This window comes from Streptomyces sp. NPDC026538, assembly GCF_055567535.1.
Window position 1 is genome coordinate 1,099,985 of sequence record NZ_JBVHQG010000002.1, and the last position, 19,086, is coordinate 1,119,070.

The window sequence follows — 19,086 nt, forward strand, 5'->3', positions numbered from 1 at the left end:
GGGCGTTGGGGCAGGGAGGCGGCAGAGGTGACCGAGGTTGCGGAAGAAGAGGGCACCGCGGGCCAGGCGGCGGACCCCTCGGGCCGGGGCGTGGTCGCCGCGTTCGGCCAGACCATGAAGACGCTGCGGCTGCGGGCGGGCCTGGAACGCGAGGAGCTGGGACGGCGGATCGGCTACTCGGCGTCCACGGTCGCGTCGTTCGAGCAGGGGCGGCGGATCCCGTCCCCCAGGACCATCGACAAGGCGGACGAGGCACTGGGGGCGGAGGGGCTGCTGACGGTGTGGAAGGAGCAGGTGGAGAGGGCGCAGTATCCGGTGTTCTTCCAGGGGATGGCGAAATTGGAGAAGGAGGCCATCGAACTGCTCGCGTACGACACTCTCATGGTCAAAGGCCTGCTCCAGAGCGAGGAGTACATGAGGGCTGTACTCGCCATGCGACGACCGCCTCTGGATCAGGAGACGATCGAGCAGCGGGTTACGGCGCGCCTAGCACGGCAGGACATCTTCGACCGCCAGCCCGCGCCGCTGCTCAGTTTCGTGATGGACGAGTCAGTACTGCGGCGTCCGCTCGGCGGAAAGGACGTACTGCGAGGCCAGTTTGAGCATCTGCTTCTCATCGGTCAGAAGCGCAACGTCGAGATTCAGGTCATGCCCCTCGACTGTGAGGAGAGCGCGGGCGTGGACGGGCCGTTCACAGTCGTCACGCGGAACGACGGCAAGAAGTTCGCATACACCGAGGCACAGGGAGCCAGCACCCTTCAGACCGATCCGCAACAGACGGCTCTCGCTGCCGCCCGCTATGGGATCATCCGATCACAGGCTCTCACCCCGCGAGAGTCCCTGGAGTTCATCGAAGGGTTGCTGGGATCGCTATGAACAACTCCGGTCTCGTTTGGTTCAAGAGCAGCTACAGCGGAGCTGAGGGCGGCGACTGCGTAGAGGTCGCGGCCGACCCCGGAGTCGTGCACATCCGTGACTCCAAGGCCGTGGCCGGACCCGTCGTGCGTGTGTCGCGTGAGGCGTGGGCGGGGTTCCTCGGACGCCGTTAGACCGGCAGGTACGGGCTCGGCTTGCCGTACCAGCTGATGCGCAGGGCGTCACGGGCCCGGGTCGCCGCGACGAACAGCAGGGAACGGGCCTTGAGTTCCTCACGGGCGAGTCGCTGCGGGTCCGTGTCGCGGTAGCGCTGGACGACCGAGGCACGGGGGATGACGCCGTCGCGGGCACCGACGATGGCGAGCCTCTGGTATTCGAGGCCCTTGAAGCGGTGCATGGTGCCGACGTGGATGTCGCCGTCTCCCTTCGCGCCGTCCTTGGTGAGTTCGGCGACGGTGAGGCCGGCCTGGGTCACCAGGTGGTACATGACCTGGTTGACGGCCTCGCGGTCGGCGACGCAGACGGCGATGGTGCCGCGCGGGTCGCGGGATGCGCCGTCGGCACCGCCGGCGGCGAGCTCCTCCCGCCAGGCCCGGAGCGTGGTGCCGAGTTTGGCGAGTTCGTCGTCCCATGATTCGCAGGGGACGAGTTCGGGGGCCGGGCCGCGCAGGACCGAGCGGTAGCCGTCGAGGTTGTCGGTGCCGTCGTCGAGGTCGTCGAAGGTGATCCGGCCGTTCTTCGGGTTCACCACCTCCATGGCCCGGTTCAGGATCTCGCGGGTGGTGCGGTAGCTGAGGGTGAGGCGGGCCGCGCGGCCTCGGATGTGGACGCCGACGGTCCCCAGGGTGACCTGCTGGTCGTAGATGCGCTGGTGGGTGTCGCCGGCGATGAACATGTCGTCCTCGCCAGAGGCGACCATGGCACGGAGCATCTTCCAGTGGGCGGGGCGGAGGTCCTGTGCCTCGTCGACGACGACGTGTTTGTAGCGGTGGCCCAGGTAGTACATGCCGGAGCTGTCGTCGCGGTGCTTGAGATCCAGGCCGCCGACTTCGTCCTTGTACTCCTGGCGCTTCCTGATCTTGTCGGCGCGCTGCATCTCGAAGCGGGCGGCGCGTTCGCCTGCCTGCCCCCAGGTCTCACGGTTCTCCTTGTCGAGACGGGTGGTGAACTGCTCCAGGATCTTCCAGATCTGGGCGCGGTCGGGACGGCTGATGGAACGGCCCCGTCCGGCCCTGCGGGCGTCGAAGTACGCCTTGCGGGTGCCGAGCGACTGACCGAGGATCACCTGCTCCCACTCCTCGTAGAGGAACTCGGGGTCCCATCGCTTCTCGTCGAGTTCGAGGAGGATCTGGCGGAGTGTGTCCAGGGCGACGCCGTCGTAGATTCGCTGTTTCCCGGCGCCGGAGAGGGTGTTCTCGTTCAAGACGCGGGCGGCGAGCTGGTCGATGTGCGTGATGTCGACGCGGGCCAGTTGCTCGGGTTCGAGGAGGTACGAGAGGCGGGCGCGCAGGTCGGTGGTGAGGTTCTTGGTGAAGGTGGTGAGCAGGATCGGTTTGCTGTGCCCGGGGGGCAGTTGCTCGGCGAGGTGCCTGACGCGGTGCAGGGCGACGATGGTCTTGCCGGTGCCGGGCCCGCCGGAGACCCGGAAGGGACCGCTGTAGCGGCGGTCGACGAGCTTGGCCTGCGCGGGGTGGAGGAACGCCTTCCAGGCGCGGAAGTCGCCTTCTTCGAGGATGTCCTTGAGATCCTCGTCGATGGTGGTGACGGTGGTGCGGGCGAGCGCCGCGTCCAGGTCGTGCCGCTCCTCCTCGGGGAGCTTGACGTCGACAGGGGCGGTGATCTCCTTGCGGACGTCCTCGATGGAGAGCCCGGCGGCGAGGCCGTACAGGATGTCCTTGGTGAGGAGGGGGGCGCCGGATACGAGGGCGTCGAGTTCGGTGCTCTCGGTGACCGCGAGGGCGAGGCCGATCAGTTGTTCGGCGACGCCGAGTCCGCGCAGGTCGTCGGCGGTGAGACCGGCGAGGAGCGGTTGGGCCACCGGGACGGGCGCCTCGGCGGCGGGCTCTGCCGTGGGCTCCTCGGCGGTTTCGGGCTGCTCGCGCTCCGCCGGGGTGAGCTTCATGCCGGCCCGCTGGAGGACGCTCTGGCCCACCACCGAAAGGTCCACGAACTCGATCTCGCCGGTGATGCGGTTGATCGCGACGGAGAGCTCTTCGTAGACGTGCCTGCGGTGGCGTACGGCGACGACCAGCCACTTCTCGCGGCCGTCGGCGTCGATGCCGATCTTGGCGAGGAGCGCCCGGTAGGACTGGTCGATCTTGGCGCGGTGGACGCGGCCGTCGCCCTTGAGGGGCTTGAGGTCGAGGCCGGGGTGATCGGGGTTCTCCCGGAAGCGGTGGCAGAAGTCGTAGAACTTGCCCTTGACCGATCGGTCGAGCTTGTACAGCTCTTGTTCGGCCTTCTCATACAGGCTGAGCCGTGCGGTCATCGCTGGGTCGGGCCTTCCGTGTCCGGGAGCAGGGTGAGCAGGGTGTCGAGGTGGTCCAGCCAGTCGGCCGCCGTGCGTACGGTCCAGCCGGCCCCGGCGTAGGCGTCGTCCCGTTTACGGCGCTCGTCGCTGTCGTGGGCGTCGGAGTCCACGACCACCGCGACCTTGGCGGGGGTGCCGGGCCAGGCGAAGTCGGCCTGCCAGCCGCGCTCGCCCAGCTCGTGGCCGAAGACCGGGGCCTTCTTGCCCCGGGCGGCGAGGGTGCGGGCGAGCCGGGTGAGGTCGGAGCCGGGTTCGTCCTCTTCGAGCAGTTCGAGGATGTCCTCGTCCCAGGCGGCGTCGCGGATCAGGCCCGCCACCGCCTCTTCGAGAGAGGAGGACTCCGCGGGCTGCTGCCCCACCTCGGGGATGTCGGAGGCAGGTGTGTCGGCCGCCTCGGTCGTCTCGGCGTGTGCCCGCGCGATCAGGGTTTCCAGTTCACCGGCCCCGCCGCCGACCCGCAGCACCTCCACGGCGAAGTCGGCGGCCACACTGCTGGCGAGCTGCACCCCGTCGCCGCCGGTGAAGGCGAGGAACTGCAGGAGGTTGGACCAGTACAGCCAGGACCGCCACCGGAGTTTGTGCGCCGGGGTGCCGAGCTGGTCGCCATCGTGGTCGTCGAGTACGGCGAGGGCGCTCCAGCCGACCCGGCCGGTACCGTCGGGTCCGCCGGAGGGGTCGACCGTGTAGAGCAGTGGCAGGCCGTGCTCGTCGGTGGCGTGCAGGACGAGGATCTCGCCGTCCCCGGCGGCGGGTTCGACGTCGGCCGCCGGGTCTCCGCCCTTCGCCAGGCAGCGGAGGGCGGCGCGCAGGGTCGTACGGGCCTGGCCGGGGTCGACGTTCTGCGCCAGCGGCCGGGGGTCGCCGAGCAACCCGCCGACCAGCGCCTCGGCCCGCCGTCCCCACCGGCTCCGCGAGGGGTCGCGGAGATAGCCGAGCAGGGTGACGATGGGGTTGGTGAGGACCGCGTCGGCGAACTCGGCGCGGTCGCCACCGAGTTCCTCGTACCAGTCCTTGGCGGAGTCTTGACCGGTGCGCCGGTACGGCGGCCACACCGGGACGGCAGTGGCACGGTCGCCCTTCTCGAAGAGTTCCAGGTCGTCCCAGGTGACCTGGAAGACGAGGGCTCCGCCGGCCCGCAGCTCGTCGCGTTTCACGCAGTCGGCCGCGATGCGGTTGTGGGCGCGAGAGGCGTGGTAGCGGTGGCCGTCGAGGAAGACGTGCACCTTCTGGGGGGTGCCGTCGGTGCGCTCGAAGGTGAAGTCGGTCCGGGTGAACTCCTCGTCGCGCTGGGCGGTCAGCCGCCAGGCCGCGGCCCCTGAGAAGCGCAGCAGGCCGCTGTGCGTGCCACTCTCCTCCAGGGAGGCGTCGTCCTGTCCGGTGCTCCAGGTGCGCAGTGCGGCGAGGAAGCGGGCCTCCAGGTCGGACTCGACCTGCTTGTCCAGGCCGATCGCCGCGGTGGTCGGGATCTCCTTGACGTCCCAGAGGCTGACGGGTTCGCCGTCGTCGCCGGTGACGGGGCGGCCGTTCTCGTCGACGGGTCCGAGGAGGCTGTTGATGATTTCCAGGGCCTCTTGGCGGGAGACCGCGTCCTGGTGGCGTTCCTCGGTGTAGCGGTGCAGACAGCGGTGGCAGGCGCGGCGCCCCTCCTCCTTGCAGGGGCAGGCCAGCAGCGTCTCGCGGGCGTCGGCGAGGGTGTCGCGGAAGGCGGTGGGCCGGGTCAGCCGGTCGAGGTATCCGGTGCCGCCGGGCAGGCGGTCGTACAGGACGAGGAAGTGCCGGGTCTCGCCGGTGGTGCGGTCGGGCATCCTGGCGAGGGTGGTGTCCAGGTGGGCGGGGTCGCCGCCGAAGTGCCTGTCGACGCCGAGTCGCAGGGCGGCCCGGAAGGAGTACACCTTCTCGTCGACGAGGACGGTCGCGGCGGGCAGCAGGACGCGCAGGGCCTCGGTGGTGAGCTGGTGGGCGAGGAGCACCGGTTCCTGCTTCGGCAGGTCCGGCCCCTTCTTGCCACGGCGCAGCGGGCACCAGGGCTGGTGGTGCTTGACGGCCGGGTTGCGCACGGCGGAGGTGTCGAGGGCGTCGGTGTCGTGGTCGAAGACGGGCTTGCCGTCGGCGGTGGCGGCCCCGCAGGCGGTGCACACGTGGAAGGGCGCCAACCTGACGTCGTGTCCGGCCAGTTGTTCGTCCGCGCGAGCGTCGAAGCGGAGCGGTCCGACGTTGATCCGGCGGATGACGGCCTTGCGGGAGTAGTCGATGCCGAAGGTCTCGCGGGTGTGCCGCCAGGACGCGCCGGGTTCGATGTGCTTCTCCGGGATGTCGACCGCGTCGACGACGGAGTAGAAGCGCTGTTCGCGGTCGTCCTTGTCGTCGCCGATACGGGCGTCGTCGCGCTTGTCGCGGGAGGTGACGACGGTCGGCTCGATCACGTGGTGCAGGCAGGACCCGTCGTCGGCGATGCCGGTGCTGTGGCAGCGCGGGCACGGGTCGCGGTCCTCGGCGGCGTTCTCGGTGCGGACGTAGCCGCACTCCGGGCAGAACCGCCAGGGCGTCCAGTCGGGGCGGGTGGAGCTGCCGATCTCGATGCCGGTGACCTGGTGCTTGTATCCGTTGACGTAGAACGTGTTGCCGGGCGCGAGTTCGGACAGGGCATAGCGCTGGGGCCGGTCGTACGAGCGCATCTTGGAGTCGAAGCGGTCCCGGCCGGTCCTCGGGTCGATGCCGTCGGGCCAGTACAGGGTGGCGTTGAGAGTGGTGACGGAGTCCAGGAGGGCGTAGTTCGGCAGCAGACCAAGGTCGCAGAGGGCCTGCTGGGCGGTGATCCGGCCGCGCTTCTTCATACGCCGGCCGACGGCCCGGTGCTCGGCTTCGAGTTCGGCCTTGCGGATGCGCTGTTCGTCCTCGTCATCGCGGAGTTCGCGGGCGGCCTCGTCGATGAAGGTGAGCCTGCGCCGCAGCTCCTCCTCACCGCGCTTCCACTGCCGCCCGGCCTCCTCGACGGCGCCGCGCAGCTTCCGTCCGGCGTAGGCGCGCAGCTCGTCGGCGGCCTGGGGGCTGACGCCGGTGGGAAAGAGACCGAGGAAGTCCTCGACGAGTTCGGTCGCGCCGGCGAGAGCGGCCGCCACGAGGTCCACGAGGTAGCCGGTGGGCCCGAACAGGGCGGGTGCCTCGCGCGGGATCGCGGCGAGCGGCTGCCCGTCGGTGCGCTTGAGGCGTCCCTGGGCGGCGAGGTCGAGGAGGTGGGCGAGGTACTGCCGGCGCAGGATCTCGATGGCCGACAGGTGGCTGCCCGGCGGCACGATCTGCCCGGCGATCATCTCGCGCGGCTGGTCCAGGTAGTACAGGTCGCGGCGGCTGCGGTCGGGGATGGTGAGGAGGAAGGCGTTGCCGGTGCGCCGGCCCGCGCGGCCGACCTGCTGGACGTAGTTGGCGGCGCGGCGCGGCAGCGCGGCGAGCACGACGGCCGACAGATCGCCGATGTCGATGCCCATCTCCAGGGTGGGCGTGCAGGACAGCACGTTGGGGTCCTTGAACCCACGCCCGTCCCGGAACGCCGCCTCGATGCGCTCGCGTTCGGGCCGGGTGAGCATGCCGGTGTGCTCGGCTGTGATCACCTGGTAGGTGCCGGCCTTGCGGTACAGCCTGCGGTAGTAGTCCTCGCGGTAGTCACGGTCACGCTGGTGCAGGCCGAGCCCCTCCGGCCGGTTCCCGGCGACGAGCCGCCCCGTCCGGCACCGGTAGGCAGGGCACTTCTGGCCGTCCCACTGCGCGAGCAGGGACGGGTGCACGGTCTGCTCCCAGAAGCACGACGGGCAACGCACGAACGCCTCGTTGACCTCGTCGTCCGTCAGCAGTTGTACGTCGACGGCGCCCGGCTTGAGCCCGTAGATGCGCAGGGCACTGTCGTCCGGGGTCCGTACGGCGAGCAGCCCCGCCTCAACCAGTTCGGGCAGCAGCCGCGACCAGAACTCTGCGGCCTGCTCACGCGGCAGGCCCAGGCTGCGCTGCGCCCATCGCTCGTACCAGGAGAGCCGCCCGGTGGCGAAGTCGAACTCACTGCGCGCCTTGGGGGCGTTGAGCAGGAAGACGGGCGCGGCGATGCCCTTGGGGAAGGCCTTCATACCGGTCGGCCGCTTGCCCCAGATGAAGTAGCGGCTGGTCCCGGCCTCCTTCAGATAGCCGTCCAGCCAGCGGTGGCCGATGGCGCCGCGGGTCCGCAGCCGCTCCAGGAAGATACGCAGGAACCCGAGATAGCGCGCGTCGTCCAGCGCCTCGGGGACGGGCAGTTGACCGCCCTTGCCGTACGGCGCGGAGTGCGCGGCCCGGACGAGGCCGGCAGCGGCGGCCGGGTCGGCGATACGCACCTGCGCGGCGGCGGTCCGCGTCAGTTCGAGGGTACGGCCGTTGCGCGACCGGAACCCGAACTCCATCAGCGCCTCGAACGCGAACCGCTCCCCGATCAACGACCACGTCTTGTGGTCCCCGCCCCGCCCCTCCCCCGACAGCAGCTTCTTCACGCCCTTGATGTCGTGCAGGTCGGTGGGGACGACGGCGGCGAGGGTCGTACGGTCGGTGGTCGCGGCGACGACGTCGGCGATCAGGTCGTTCAGCGCGGTCGGGGTGGTTTCGGAGAGGTGGCTCTTGAACAGGGCGCGCAGCGAGAAGGTGTACGACCGGCTCGCGACGAACCCGGCCCGGTGCGCCGCGTCCTGGACCGAGTCGTTGAACATCAGGGTCTTCGTCTCGCCCTGTTTCTCGTCCAGTTCCCCGCCGGTGAACAGCTGGGTGACGGAGGCGGCGGCGAGGGCGGCGGCGCCGGTACCGAGGAAGCGGATCGTGTTGCGCGAGCCGCAGGCCGGGCACCAGTCCTCCTCGGCGGCGGTGGTCGCGGTCTCCCCCAGGTACACCAGCACGAACGCCGAGTCGGCGCCCGCCAGTCGGGGAGTGCCCGTCTCCTGGTCGTAGTCGGCGACGGGATCGGGCAGCCGCAGCCGGCGCTTCGGCCCGTCCAGCACCCGGAGTTGCCCCGCCCCGGCCACACTGAGCGCGTTGGCGTCCGCCCGCCCGGCGGCCCGCCCCGCGCCTTCCATCGGGGCGGCGGCGGACCCCTCCTTGGCCTCCCCGTCCGTGGCGGCGATCAGGTTCCGCACCCGCATCTTGTCCTGGCTGACCGAGGCCCGCCGGATCTTGTGCGTGTCGACCTCGACATCGAGGTCGTCGGACTCCGGCGTGAACACCGCCCAGCCCGAGCGTCCGCAGTCACGGCAGTACACGGCGGGCAGGAACAGGTTCGCCGTCTGCCCGGCGGTCGCGGTGGTGACCGGCGCGGTGCGCGCGGTCGCCTCCTCGGAGGTCTCAGGCGCGCCCACCGTGTCCCACTGGAACTCGGCCTTGGGCCAAGGCAGTACGCCTCGCACGAGCCGGGACACCGATCGCGCCCACTGGTGCACCTCTACCTGCACGAAGGGCCGCGGCTCGGCGGGCGTGGACGCCGGATCGCGCGCGACCGACAGCAGAGCGACGAACCGGGCGAGCGCCTTGGCGGCCACCTCCGGGCGCAGGGTGATGGTCCTGCCCCAGGCCTGCGCACCCTTCCGCCACATCAAATCCAGCACCTCGGGCACGGAACGCACCTGCCCGTCGAGTGCGTGCAGTACGGCGGCGGTCAGCGGATGCCGCTTCAGGAGGCGGCCGAGGGCGTGCGGATCATCGGTGTATGGGCTGCCGGTGACGGCCTCGGCGAGAGCGGCGAACTCCGCCTCACCGAGGGTGGGATCGGGCAGGGCGGCCAGCTGGTCCGGGGTCGGCAAGGGCGCCAGCGGGTCGAAGTCGTCGCTGGGCAGGAACTCGTCGACGCTGAGCCGCTGTTCGCCGACGACCGCATCCGGTGTGAACTCGGTGCCGAACACCTGGCTCGCGACGGTGAGCAACTGCTTTACGCCGTCCGCGTCCGTCCCCGAGGCGAGGGTCGCGGACGTGGCCACCGGGCAGATACGGCCCAGGGGCCGTCCCTTCTCCGACGCCCCGACGGCGGAGGCGAGCCGGCGCAGCAGCATCGCCACGTCCGTGCCCTGCGCGCCGTCGTAGGTGTGGAATTCATCGACCACGACATACCGGATGTCCGACCCCGCCCACATCGCGGCGTCGTCCGCCCGCTGGAGCAGCAGGTCCAGCATCTTGTAGTTGGTGATCAGGATGTCCGGCGGGGTGACCTGCATGTCGTACCGGTCGGTGTACACCCTGTCGTACCGGGTCGCCGCGCGCTCACCGATGTACAGACCCGCGCGGATCTTGCTGAGCACCGGTTGCTTGGTGAGCAGCCCGTTGATGCGCTGCGCCTGGTCGGTGGCGAGGGCGTTCATCGGGTACAGGAACACGGCCTTGATCCCGTTGTGCCCGGCCGCGCGCTCACGGGCGCAGTGGTCGAGTACGGGGTACAGGAACGACTCGGTCTTGCCAGACCCGGTGCCGGTGGTGACGAGGGTCGGGCGCGGGGAGCGCCCACCGGCGGACGACAGCCGCTCGAAGGCGACGGCCTGATGCGCGTACGGCGTCCAGCCGTCCGTACGGCGCCAGTCGAGGTACGTCTCCCAGGAGGGGTCGGCCTGGACGAAGGGCGTGCGCAGACGGAGGAAGGGGCCCCGGAACATGCCGGAGTTGTCGTCCCCGAGGAAGCGGTGGAGCGCCTTCCGGGCCCCCTCGTCGGTGAGAGCGTAGGTGGTCGACAGGTACTGGAGAAGGCTCTCCTTCAACCCCTCGGCTTCCAGCGTCGGCCTCACGGCTTCGGCACCTCCTGCTTGACCGGGTCCCACTTGCCCTCGGCCACGGCAGCGTCGAGCCGCTTCTGGAAGTAGGCGTGGGCTTCCCGCATTTCAGTCTCGCGGTCAGCCTTGTAGAAGGGGGCGGTGTAGCCGTCGGGTGCGGCGGTCTGGCGGGTGGGGTCGGCCATGTACTTCTCGAACTGCTTCCAGTGGTCCTTGTCCTGGCCGTGGCCGAAGGTGTAGCGGTCCCCAGCGATCTTGCGCTCGGCGGCGTCGAACCAGGTCACGCTGTCGAAGTCCTGCATGATCGGGAAACGGGCCCGATACATGGTGATCAGCGTGTCGGCGTCGATACCGAGCCAGACGGCCACGAGGGCGTCGATCTCGACGAGGGCGGCTCGGCGGGCGTACTCCGAGCGGAGGGGGGTGTCGCGCTGCCAGGTGGGGGTGGTGTCGTTTAGCTTCGTGGACATCTGGGGCCAGGTGCGGGCCCAGGGGTCGTTGTCGGACCAGGTGGGGTCGTGGAGTTGCCGCCAGAGGTCGGCGTAGGCGGTGGTGAGGCAGTTGAGGCGGAGGGTTCGGAGGAGTAGGGCGGGGGCTAGGGGGTGGTCGGCTTGCGGAGCAGGGAATCGGTGGGCATGGGCAACATCGAAGTTGCCGATCGAGACGGTTCGCAACATGTAGTCAGTGGGAAGCGCACTCCAAAAACCCGCAGCCAGACATGTCGAACGGCGATCGGCCATGACGGCGGAACGCATTCCATGAATGTGAGCAGCTCCCATGGGAAGCAGAGCGCTGTAGAGCGCGCGCTCCGTATCAGGGGCAATCATCTGTCGCCATGCCACCCGGTAGAATTCCGTGTACGGCTTAGTTACTCGTGCCAAGAACACCGCGTCCACCGACTCGTACGGAACCTCCTTCGGCAGACACTCCATCTTCTCAGCCAGGGTCTGCTTGACCGCACGGATTTCTTCGCCCGAAGCCCGCAGCCGCTCCAACTCCTCATGGTCCAGCCACCGGTCCTGCGCACCCAGATACGTGGCCTCGTCAGCGACCCGCCGGTACTCCGACTCGGGGACCGCGTCCGGCAGCAGCTCCAAGTGGTTGAGCCCGCGCACCTCGCCGCCGCCCTGGCTAGGCTGCTTGAAGAACGGGTTGGCGACGCCGATCTGCGGACCCTTAAGGATGACATCCTCCCAGGTGTCCGCCTGGAAGTCGGTTCTGTCCGCGAGGTCCTTGTTGTAATCGATCAGGGGCGTGTCCTCGTCGGGACCGTAGACGGACTTCTTCGCGCCGCTCTCATCGAATCCGCGTGTGATCTGCGGAGCCAGCGCACCGAGCCGCAGCGGATATCCCGCGAGCGCGTTGATGGCAGGGTCCTCGGCGGTGCTCACCGGAGTGAGGAGACGCGCCCGTTCGACCAGGACGTCCTGCTCCCCGGAGAGCTTCTGCCAGCGCGCCAGGGTGGCCGTGGTCACGCGGACGACCCGCCTGCTGTGCGGACGCTCGTCCCAGTCGCCGTCGAACTTCACTCCCGGCGCGTCGCCCTTGCCGTCGTGCGCGATGGACAGCCGGAACGCGTCGACGGAGAAGAGCCAGGACAGGTGCTGGAAATCGATCTCTCCGCGTGTGCCGTAGATATGGACACCGAAGTGGCTGGACCGACCGACAGGTGGCGGGAAGAACCGGTTGCCAGCGTTGACGAAGTCGCCGTGCATCCGCAGTCTGCGGTAGGCAGCCTCACGGAGCGCGGCCTCCCTGTCCCCGTTGAAGTGGGTGTCGGGATGGACTAGCCCGGCGCTGCCGAAGGCCGCCGTGTGGTCCCACACCTGGCACATGAACGCCCGATACAGGTCCGGCTGGCTGCCCGCGATCAGCGGATACACCTGCGACGCCGCCAGATAGTCGGCCAGCGTCACCGTCGTCGTCACCTCGCCCAGCGTGTACGCCGCCACCTCCGTCCTGGCCAACTCAGCCGTCCGCCGCCGCTGCTTCTCGGCCGCCAGAGGTTTCTCCGTCAGCATGAACCACGGCTCGAACTCCGCGATGACAGCGTTCTCTTTCCACTGCGGCTGAACCCACGGCGGATTCCCCACCTGAAGGTCGAACCCGCCCCCTTCCGAGAACGCCAGCGCGAAGTCCAACTCCCAGTGCAGGAAGCCCTGTTCCTCCGCGATGTCCGCCACGACCCGCATCCACGGATACCGTGTCTTCGGGTCGGACTGGTCCATCCACATCTCGTCCAGGAGCAGCTTCTCGTACTCCCCCAGGTCCTTGAGGTTGTCGAGGTCGGACCCGATGCTGCCGTCCGGCACCGGCCCCGTCCCCAACATGGACTCCAGGAAGTCCAGCCAGTCGTTCAGATCCTTCAGCGGGATGAGAGGGCGCCGACGCTTCGGCCCGGCGCTGACGCTCGCCGTCTTCTTACGTTGCTTGGGGACGCCACCGGCCGCCTGGACCTCGTAGAAGTAGTCGCCCTCCGCCTGCATGCCCGCGTCGTCGAGCGTCGGCTGGTCGCCGGCCATCTGGAACAGCAGCCCCGCCTCCACGAACCGGGGCGCGGGCCTGCTCGCCACAGGCGCAGGCGCGGGCAGCGGTCGTACCTCCTCCACCGCGGCCGGAGGAGGAGCCGTCTCCACTTCCCCGAACCCGCCCAGCAGTTGCTCCACGTCGACGGACTCTGCCGCGTACTCCCCGTCCGTGCCGTCGAGGAGCCCCACCTTGTCCACCGGCCAGAACCACAGTGCGCACCAGGCGTTCATCACCTGCTTGAGGCGCCAGTACGGCGTGTCCACCGCGTCGAAGAGGTCTGCGTAGACCTTCTCCTTCGTCAGCCGGGACTGCTGGGAGTCTCCCTCGGCGCTCTTGGCCCGCCGCAGGAACGCAAACTCCTTGTCCTTCGGGTCGGCTTCCCAGACGTCGATGCTCCGGGCGATCTCCCGCTCGGAGAGCTCCATGCGCTTGACGACGAGCTTCCAGAGGAACTCCGCGCGGCGGGCCGCGTCCCGCAGCCGCGTGTACTGGGAGGCGGCCTCGTCGCCGGTCTTCCGGTCCACCCTCGGCGTGCCGGCCTGGGTGTACTTCCGCTCCGGCTTCTGGACGACGCCCTTCTTCCAGTCCTTGAGCCGGTCGACACCGTCCCCCGCCAGCTGCCCAAGCAGCTTCTTCGCGTCGCCGCTCGCGCCCGTGACCGCCGCCCAGCCGGGCGTGGGGAGGAGGAAGTGGTGGACGGCGCCGTCGGGAAGCGACAGCGGCTGCCCGCCCGCCTCGTTGTCACGGAACGGCAGCCGGGTCGGCGCCAGCGTGTCCTTGTCGACGGACCAGCGGGGCTTGCCCTTGTGCGGCGAGACGTCGTGGGCCGCGTAGACGGCACGCCGTCCGCCGATGAGCGAGTTTCCGTGTCGCAGGTGGAGCCCGAACCACGGGGCCCGCATCCCGGGGTGCATGGTGTTGAGCCAGAGGGAGACCTCGGCGAGCTCGACACCTGTCGGGTTAAGGTCGACGCCGTACGCGTTGTGCAGGGCGATGTACGCCTTGACCTTCTGCTTCTCGGTCAGGGCCTGGGCGGTCGGGATGGAGCGGCCCAACTCGTCCTGGCGGCGCCGCAGATACTCCTCGGCGACCTGGTTGATCGCCTCGTTGAGGAAGGCCCCGGAACCGAGGGCCGGCTCGCAGATGCGGTACTTCAGCAGCTCGGAGGCGCGGGTCTTGACGACGTTCCCTGCCTCGTCCTTCTTCTGGTCGAGGCGGTGCTTGAGGGCCAGTTCGACGGTGACCTTGGTCAGCGACTCGGGGGTGTAGTACGACGCGGAGGTCTCCCGGTCGCGGCCGGCGAGGCGGTAGACGAACGTACCCGCCGGGTACTTCTTCGGGCCGCGCAGGCCCTTCTCCTCGCGGTCCCGCTCGTCGTACGAGACCCAGGTGCTCTCGTGGTACTCCTTGAGCCGGTGCGAGGGCACCAGCCAGGAGCCCTTCTCCGGGTCGCCGCCCTTGGCGACCTCGCACAGCTCCTGGTCGGCGATGATGCCGGTGTAGGACATCAGGCCCTCGTAGACCGCGCCGAGCTGGTTGATGCCGAGGTTGCGGTACGAGATGAAACCGCCGCGTTCGCCGCGCCGCTTGGCCTTCTTCATGGTGAGCAGGCGCAGCACCTCGTGCAGAGCGCTGTTGCGCAGTCGCAGGTCCAGCCAGGCCGGGCCGTCGGGGCCGTCCTCGTCGCGGCGCGGGTCACGGGTGCCGGTGCCGATCAGCCGTACCGCCGCCGGTTCGAAGAGCTCGCTGCTCAGCGGCTCGAAGCGCAGGCCCCGGCCCTCGCTGCGCTGCTTGGCCTTCTTCTTGCGGGTCTCGGCGTCGTCGTCCGCGCGCTCGTCCCAGGGTTCGGTGCCGTACTCGCGGTGGCCGTGGTTGACCTTGTTGAACAGGACATCGAGGGACGCGTGCAGGTGGAAGCCGTTGCGGGCGGTCTCGTCCGTGAGCTGGGCGTCCCGCTCGACGATCTCGCGCAAGCGGGCCACCGAGTAGCCGGCCTCGTAGGTGCCGTCGTCGGCCGGGAGGATGCCCAGTTCGGGGCGGGCCTCGGCGTAGAGGAGGAACAGGATGCGGTAGAGGTAGCGCAGCGCCTCGCGGGTGAGCCGGCGGGGGAACGGCTCGCCGGGCTGTTCCAGGTCGCGGGGGTCGAGGCCGGTCTCCTCTAGGCGGGCCAGGACCTCGTTGGCGATGATCTCGACGGACTTCTGGAGTCCCTGGCGCAGTTCGCCGGAGACGCCGACCGCGTTGTCCCGGGACGCCTTGACCAGGGCGTCGATGGCGGGGCCCTTGCCGTCCTCGGCGGGGGCGAGCGCGTCGTGGCTGAACAGACCGGCGATCGTGGCGAGTTCGCCGTACTGCTTACGGTCGTAACGCTCCAGCGCGGCATCGAGGTTGGCGGCTAGATAGCGGCCCTCGCCCCACGCCTGCCGGTCCGCGAGGACGATCACCCCGCCACAGAGCAGCAGCACGAAGCGGGGCGCGCTGCCGCCCGCGCCGCCCAGTTCGCTCTGGAAGAGCCAGGTGGCGAGGGCGTGGCCGGATTCGTAGGTCTCGCCGTTGCCGACCGTGCGCAGCGGGTGGAGCAGACGGCCGTAGGCGTCGGCGTCCAGCGCGGTGTCGTTGCTCGCGGACCAGCCGCAGTCGACGGCGACGATGCCGTCGCCGTGCCAGGCGACCTTGACGGTGTGGTCGCGTCCGGCCCGGTGGACCGTCAACTCGCGTGGCTCGCAAGGATTTTCGGTGCCGAGTCCGGGGTAGCCGAGGGCGGTGAGCACCTCACGGTGCCAGGCGGCGACGCGGGCGCGCCACTCGTCGTCCTCGTAGGTGTTGCGGCGCTCCTCGAAGCCGTCCTTGTCGGGGTACTCGTCGTCGTCCGCGTCCGCCTTGGCCTGTTCGGCGAAGAAACCCCGGTACTTCTCGTCGAGGTAGACCGAGCGCAGACCGCGCAGGGCGACGCGCGGGGTCGTGCGCTTGTCGTTCTCGTCGCTCTCGCGGTCCGCCCAGGCAGCGAAGACGCCCTTCTTCAGGCCGTCGGCGAGCTGCTCGGCGAAGTAGTGCGCGGACAGGTACTCGCCGCGGTTGGAGAAGGAGTCGAAGTCGGTGCTCATCGGGCGGTCGTCTCTCCGGCGTCGGGCAGGTCGGTCGCGGCGGGTGCGGCGGTGGGCGGCGCGGGGGTGGCGGCCAGTGGTTCGAGTACGGCGAGGAGCCGCAGCAGCGGGGCGCCGGAGGTGCGCAGGGAACGGATCAGGGTCCGGCGACGGTCGGCGGTGAGGTTCACGTCGTTCTTCGCCTTCTGGGAGCGGCGGGCCGCCGGGGTGAACAGCGCGGCCTGCTTCCACTCGGTGACCCGCTTCTCGTACGGCGCGAGTACGGCGTCGATCCGCTGCCCGTACTCGGCCTCGCGTCCCTCCAGGAACCGGCGCGCCTCGCCCACCGCGGCCGGTACCTGGCGCTGCAGGGCCGCCAGATTCACCGGGACGGCACGGCCGGGCATGCTCGGGCCGACCCGGCAGGCGGCGAGGAAGGCGTCGTCCATCCGGTAGGTGCGCGGGGCGTCCGGCAGACCGGCCACCGCCATCCACTCGACAACCGTGGGACGTCCGGCCTTGTTCGAGTAGCTGCCCTGGACGAGGTAGACCGGGCCGTCGAGCGCGGCGGGCAGCTCCGGATCGATGTCCCCGGCCTTCTCCCGGTCCGGGTCGAAGGCGAGGACGAACGCCTCGTCGTGGCGGAGCGCGGCAAGTGCCTTGTCGGTCACCCAGTCCAGTACGGGGTGCACGTCGGAGACGTAGCTGACGTTGGGCCACTGGCTGCCGGACTCCTCGCGGGCCACGTCCAGTCGCTTGGCGGCGAGGCTTTTGTCGAAGGTGAGGCGGATCCGCGCCTCCGTGTTCGCCGTTGGCATGATCTGCTGCTCGGTCAGGTACGACTTGGGCAGCGCCTTCAGCCGGTAGAGGAGGTCCGCCGGCGGCCGGAAGGCGATCGTGCCGTCCTTCTCCCGCCGTAGCTTGAGGGCGATGTCGGGACTGATGGGATCGCAGACCTGGCGGAGCGCCTCGTCGAAGTAACCGGCGGTGGCAAGCGCGCCGCCGGGTGAGCCGAACAGGCTGGGGACCGTGGCGCGCGGCACGTCGTCCGTCGGCTTCTTCGCCCCGACGTTGCCCATCGCCCGCGCGAGCATCGCCTTCGCGCCGCCGCCCGCCGCGGCGGACCGCTTGATCGACTCCTCGACGGTACGGCCGGCGATGAGGTCGCGGGTGAGGCGGTCCTCCTCCTCCTTGGCGCGGTAGATCCCGGTGACCGCTTCGGCGGTGCCCTCGATGCGGTGGGCCTCCTCCTCGCGGGCGAGGAGCTTGGCGCCGACGAGCCGGTCGTCGAGCGGGAGGGGTTCGCCGGTCGTTTCGTCGGTGCGCCACTCCGTGTCGCTGGTGAGGACCAGGGCCCGGAACTGTGGCTTCTGCTTCTGACCGTAGCGGTCGATACGGCCGTTGCGCTGTTCGATGCGGATCAGCGACCAGGGCAGGTCGTAGTGGATCAGCTGGTGGCACTGCTGGTGCAGGTTGACGCCCTCGGAGGCCACGTCGCCGGTGAACAGGAGCCGGACGGGCGCGGTGCCCAGGCCGAACTCCTCGACGATCCGCTGCTGCTCCTCCTCGCCGGTGGAGTCGCCGTGCATGACCTCGACGACGGCACCGTACGCCTTCCACGGCCTGGACTTGCGCTCGGCGTGCTCCAGCAGCTTGGTCTGGGGAAAACCCAGCCTGGCCGGTACCGTCTCGGCAAGCCACTTCAGGGTGGGGATGCGCTCGGAGAACACGACGACACGGGTGTCCGAACCGGGCCCGACGCCGATCTCCTTGAGGACCTCGACCAGGGCTTCGAGCTTGGACGAGTCGTCGTCACCGAGCTCGTCCGCGAGCCGGGCCAGGTCGACGATCGCCTCCCGCTCGATCCGGCGTGCGGCCTCCAGCTGAGCCGGGTCCTGGCCCTTGCGGCCCTTCAGGGGCTTGGCAAGGGTCGCGGTCCGGGCCGCGACCGAGTGCTGGAAGGCACGGTGGGAGGAGAGGAAGGCCTTCAGCAGGTTGTAGGCGACCATCGAGTCCACACACACCGAAGAGGCCGCCGGGTCGCGCGGGATCCAGCGGGCGGCCAGCTCTTCCAGGACCGCCCGCTCCTTCTCGGTCGCCTTGGTGATCACCGGGCGGGAGGGGCCGCGGTCCGCCCAGGCACCCTTCAGGGAGTCGCGTACCTCGCGGTCGGTCTTGGTCCGCCGGATGTAGAGGTGACCCAGGTCCTTCACGTCGTAGGAGGAGGGGTCGGCGATCGCCGCCTCGTCGAGCATGCCGATCAGCTCGGCGAAGGACTCGGCGTCCCCGTTGTGCGGGGTGGCGGAGGCGAGGACGAAGGCGTCGCTGCGGCGGGCGAGGAGACGCGCGAGCTGGTTGTTCTTCGTGCCCCGGTTGACCAGGTTGTGGGACTCGTCGATGACGACGGCGTCCCAGTCGGTGTTCTCCAGGTGGTGGGCGTAGACATCACTCTTGAGCGTGTCCACCGAGATGATCGCCCGCTTGAAGTAGGCGAACGGGTTCCGGCCGGCCGGGATGTCCTGCTGGATCCGCTGGATGCCGGTCGAGTCGAGGCGGACCAGTGGGATCGAGAAACGGGTCCACAGCTCGCGCTGGAACTGCTCCAGGACATGTGCCGGGGTCACCACGAGGATGCGCTCGCCCCGGCCCCGGCGGATCAGTTCGGCGAGCAGGATGCCGATCTCCAGGGTCTTGCCGAGACCGACCACGTCCGCGACGAGCACCCGCGGCTGCGGGTTCTCCATCGACAGGGCCAGCTGAGCGGGGCGCAGCTGGTGCGTCTGCTCATCCATGAGGAAGTTGCCGACCAGCGCCAGGCCGTGCTCGGTCTGCGGCAGCGCGGTCTTGCGGATGACCGCCTCCAGATAGAGGCGCGCCTTGCGGTGGTTGGGCGAGGAGTCGGGCACCAGCCGGGTCTTGTCCGGATCGAGCGGCTCGATGTGGTCCAGCTTCTCGTAGAAGACAGCGTCCATGCCCCGTACCAGCGAGGAGACGCCGGTAACCTCGACCATCCAGCCGTCGTACGTCGTAGGGTCGACCTTCTTCACCAGCCACTGCTCGTCGCGGACCAGAACCTGGGAGCCGGGGGCGAACCCCGCCCCGCGTGTGCCGGTCGTGGCGTGCGCGGCCGAGTCCGATGCGGTCTCGGGTGCGGTGTGTTCATGGACCGCCGAGTCGAAGGTGCCCTGTCCCGCGGCGGCCGTACCGCCGCCCGCCCCCGTACCGTTCACGAACCGCTCCGTTCCCTCGTCGTCGTCCCTGACGTCTTTGACGTTCCGCATGCCGTTTCCCACCGCCACCTGCCCGTATC

The 19,086-nt window shown here is 69.8% G+C and carries 6 protein-coding genes; 2 read left to right on the plus strand and 4 right to left on the minus strand.

The annotated features are described in order from the left end of the window. Window positions 1–27 precede the first annotated feature (27 nt). Both ACZ4N4_RS11865 and ACZ4N4_RS11870 read left to right on the plus strand, forming a co-directional pair. Window positions 28–876: a helix-turn-helix domain-containing protein gene (locus ACZ4N4_RS11865; protein ID WP_467587166.1), complete on the plus strand. Its 849-nt coding sequence runs from the start codon at window positions 28–30 to the stop codon at window positions 874–876. Further along, window positions 873–1,049 carry a DUF397 domain-containing protein gene (locus tag ACZ4N4_RS11870; RefSeq protein WP_467587168.1) on the plus strand — a complete coding sequence of 59 codons (177 nt, stop codon included), beginning with the start codon at window positions 873–875 and terminating at the stop codon, window positions 1,047–1,049. Before ACZ4N4_RS11865 ends, ACZ4N4_RS11870 begins: the two co-directional genes overlap by 4 nt. Here the strand turns inward: ACZ4N4_RS11870 and ACZ4N4_RS11875 are convergent. The 4 genes from ACZ4N4_RS11875 to ACZ4N4_RS11890 are packed head-to-tail and all read right to left on the minus strand — an operon-like array spanning window position 1,046 to window position 19,057. Then, the gene (locus tag ACZ4N4_RS11875) at window positions 1,046–3,364 is read right to left on the minus strand and encodes a UvrD-helicase domain-containing protein (protein WP_467587171.1); all 2,319 of its coding nucleotides are present in this window, start codon (window positions 3,362–3,364) and stop codon (window positions 1,046–1,048) included. The genes ACZ4N4_RS11870 and ACZ4N4_RS11875 overlap by 4 nt on opposite strands. Then, on the minus strand, window positions 3,361–10,179 hold the full coding sequence (locus ACZ4N4_RS11880) for a DEAD/DEAH box helicase (RefSeq protein ID WP_467587174.1): 6,819 nt from the start codon (window positions 10,177–10,179) through the stop codon (window positions 3,361–3,363). The genes ACZ4N4_RS11875 and ACZ4N4_RS11880 overlap by 4 nt, the downstream gene beginning before the upstream one ends. Further along, a complete protein-coding gene (locus tag ACZ4N4_RS11885; protein ID WP_467587177.1) occupies window positions 10,176–15,797 on the minus strand; it encodes a hypothetical protein in 5,622 nt (1,873 codons plus the stop codon). Before ACZ4N4_RS11885 ends, ACZ4N4_RS11880 begins: the two co-directional genes overlap by 4 nt. Next, window positions 15,794–19,057, minus strand: coding sequence for an SNF2-related protein (locus ACZ4N4_RS11890; RefSeq protein ID WP_467587179.1), 3,264 nt, complete (start codon window positions 19,055–19,057; stop codon window positions 15,794–15,796). The genes ACZ4N4_RS11885 and ACZ4N4_RS11890 overlap by 4 nt, the downstream gene beginning before the upstream one ends. Between the last annotated feature and the right edge of the window lie 29 nt (window positions 19,058–19,086).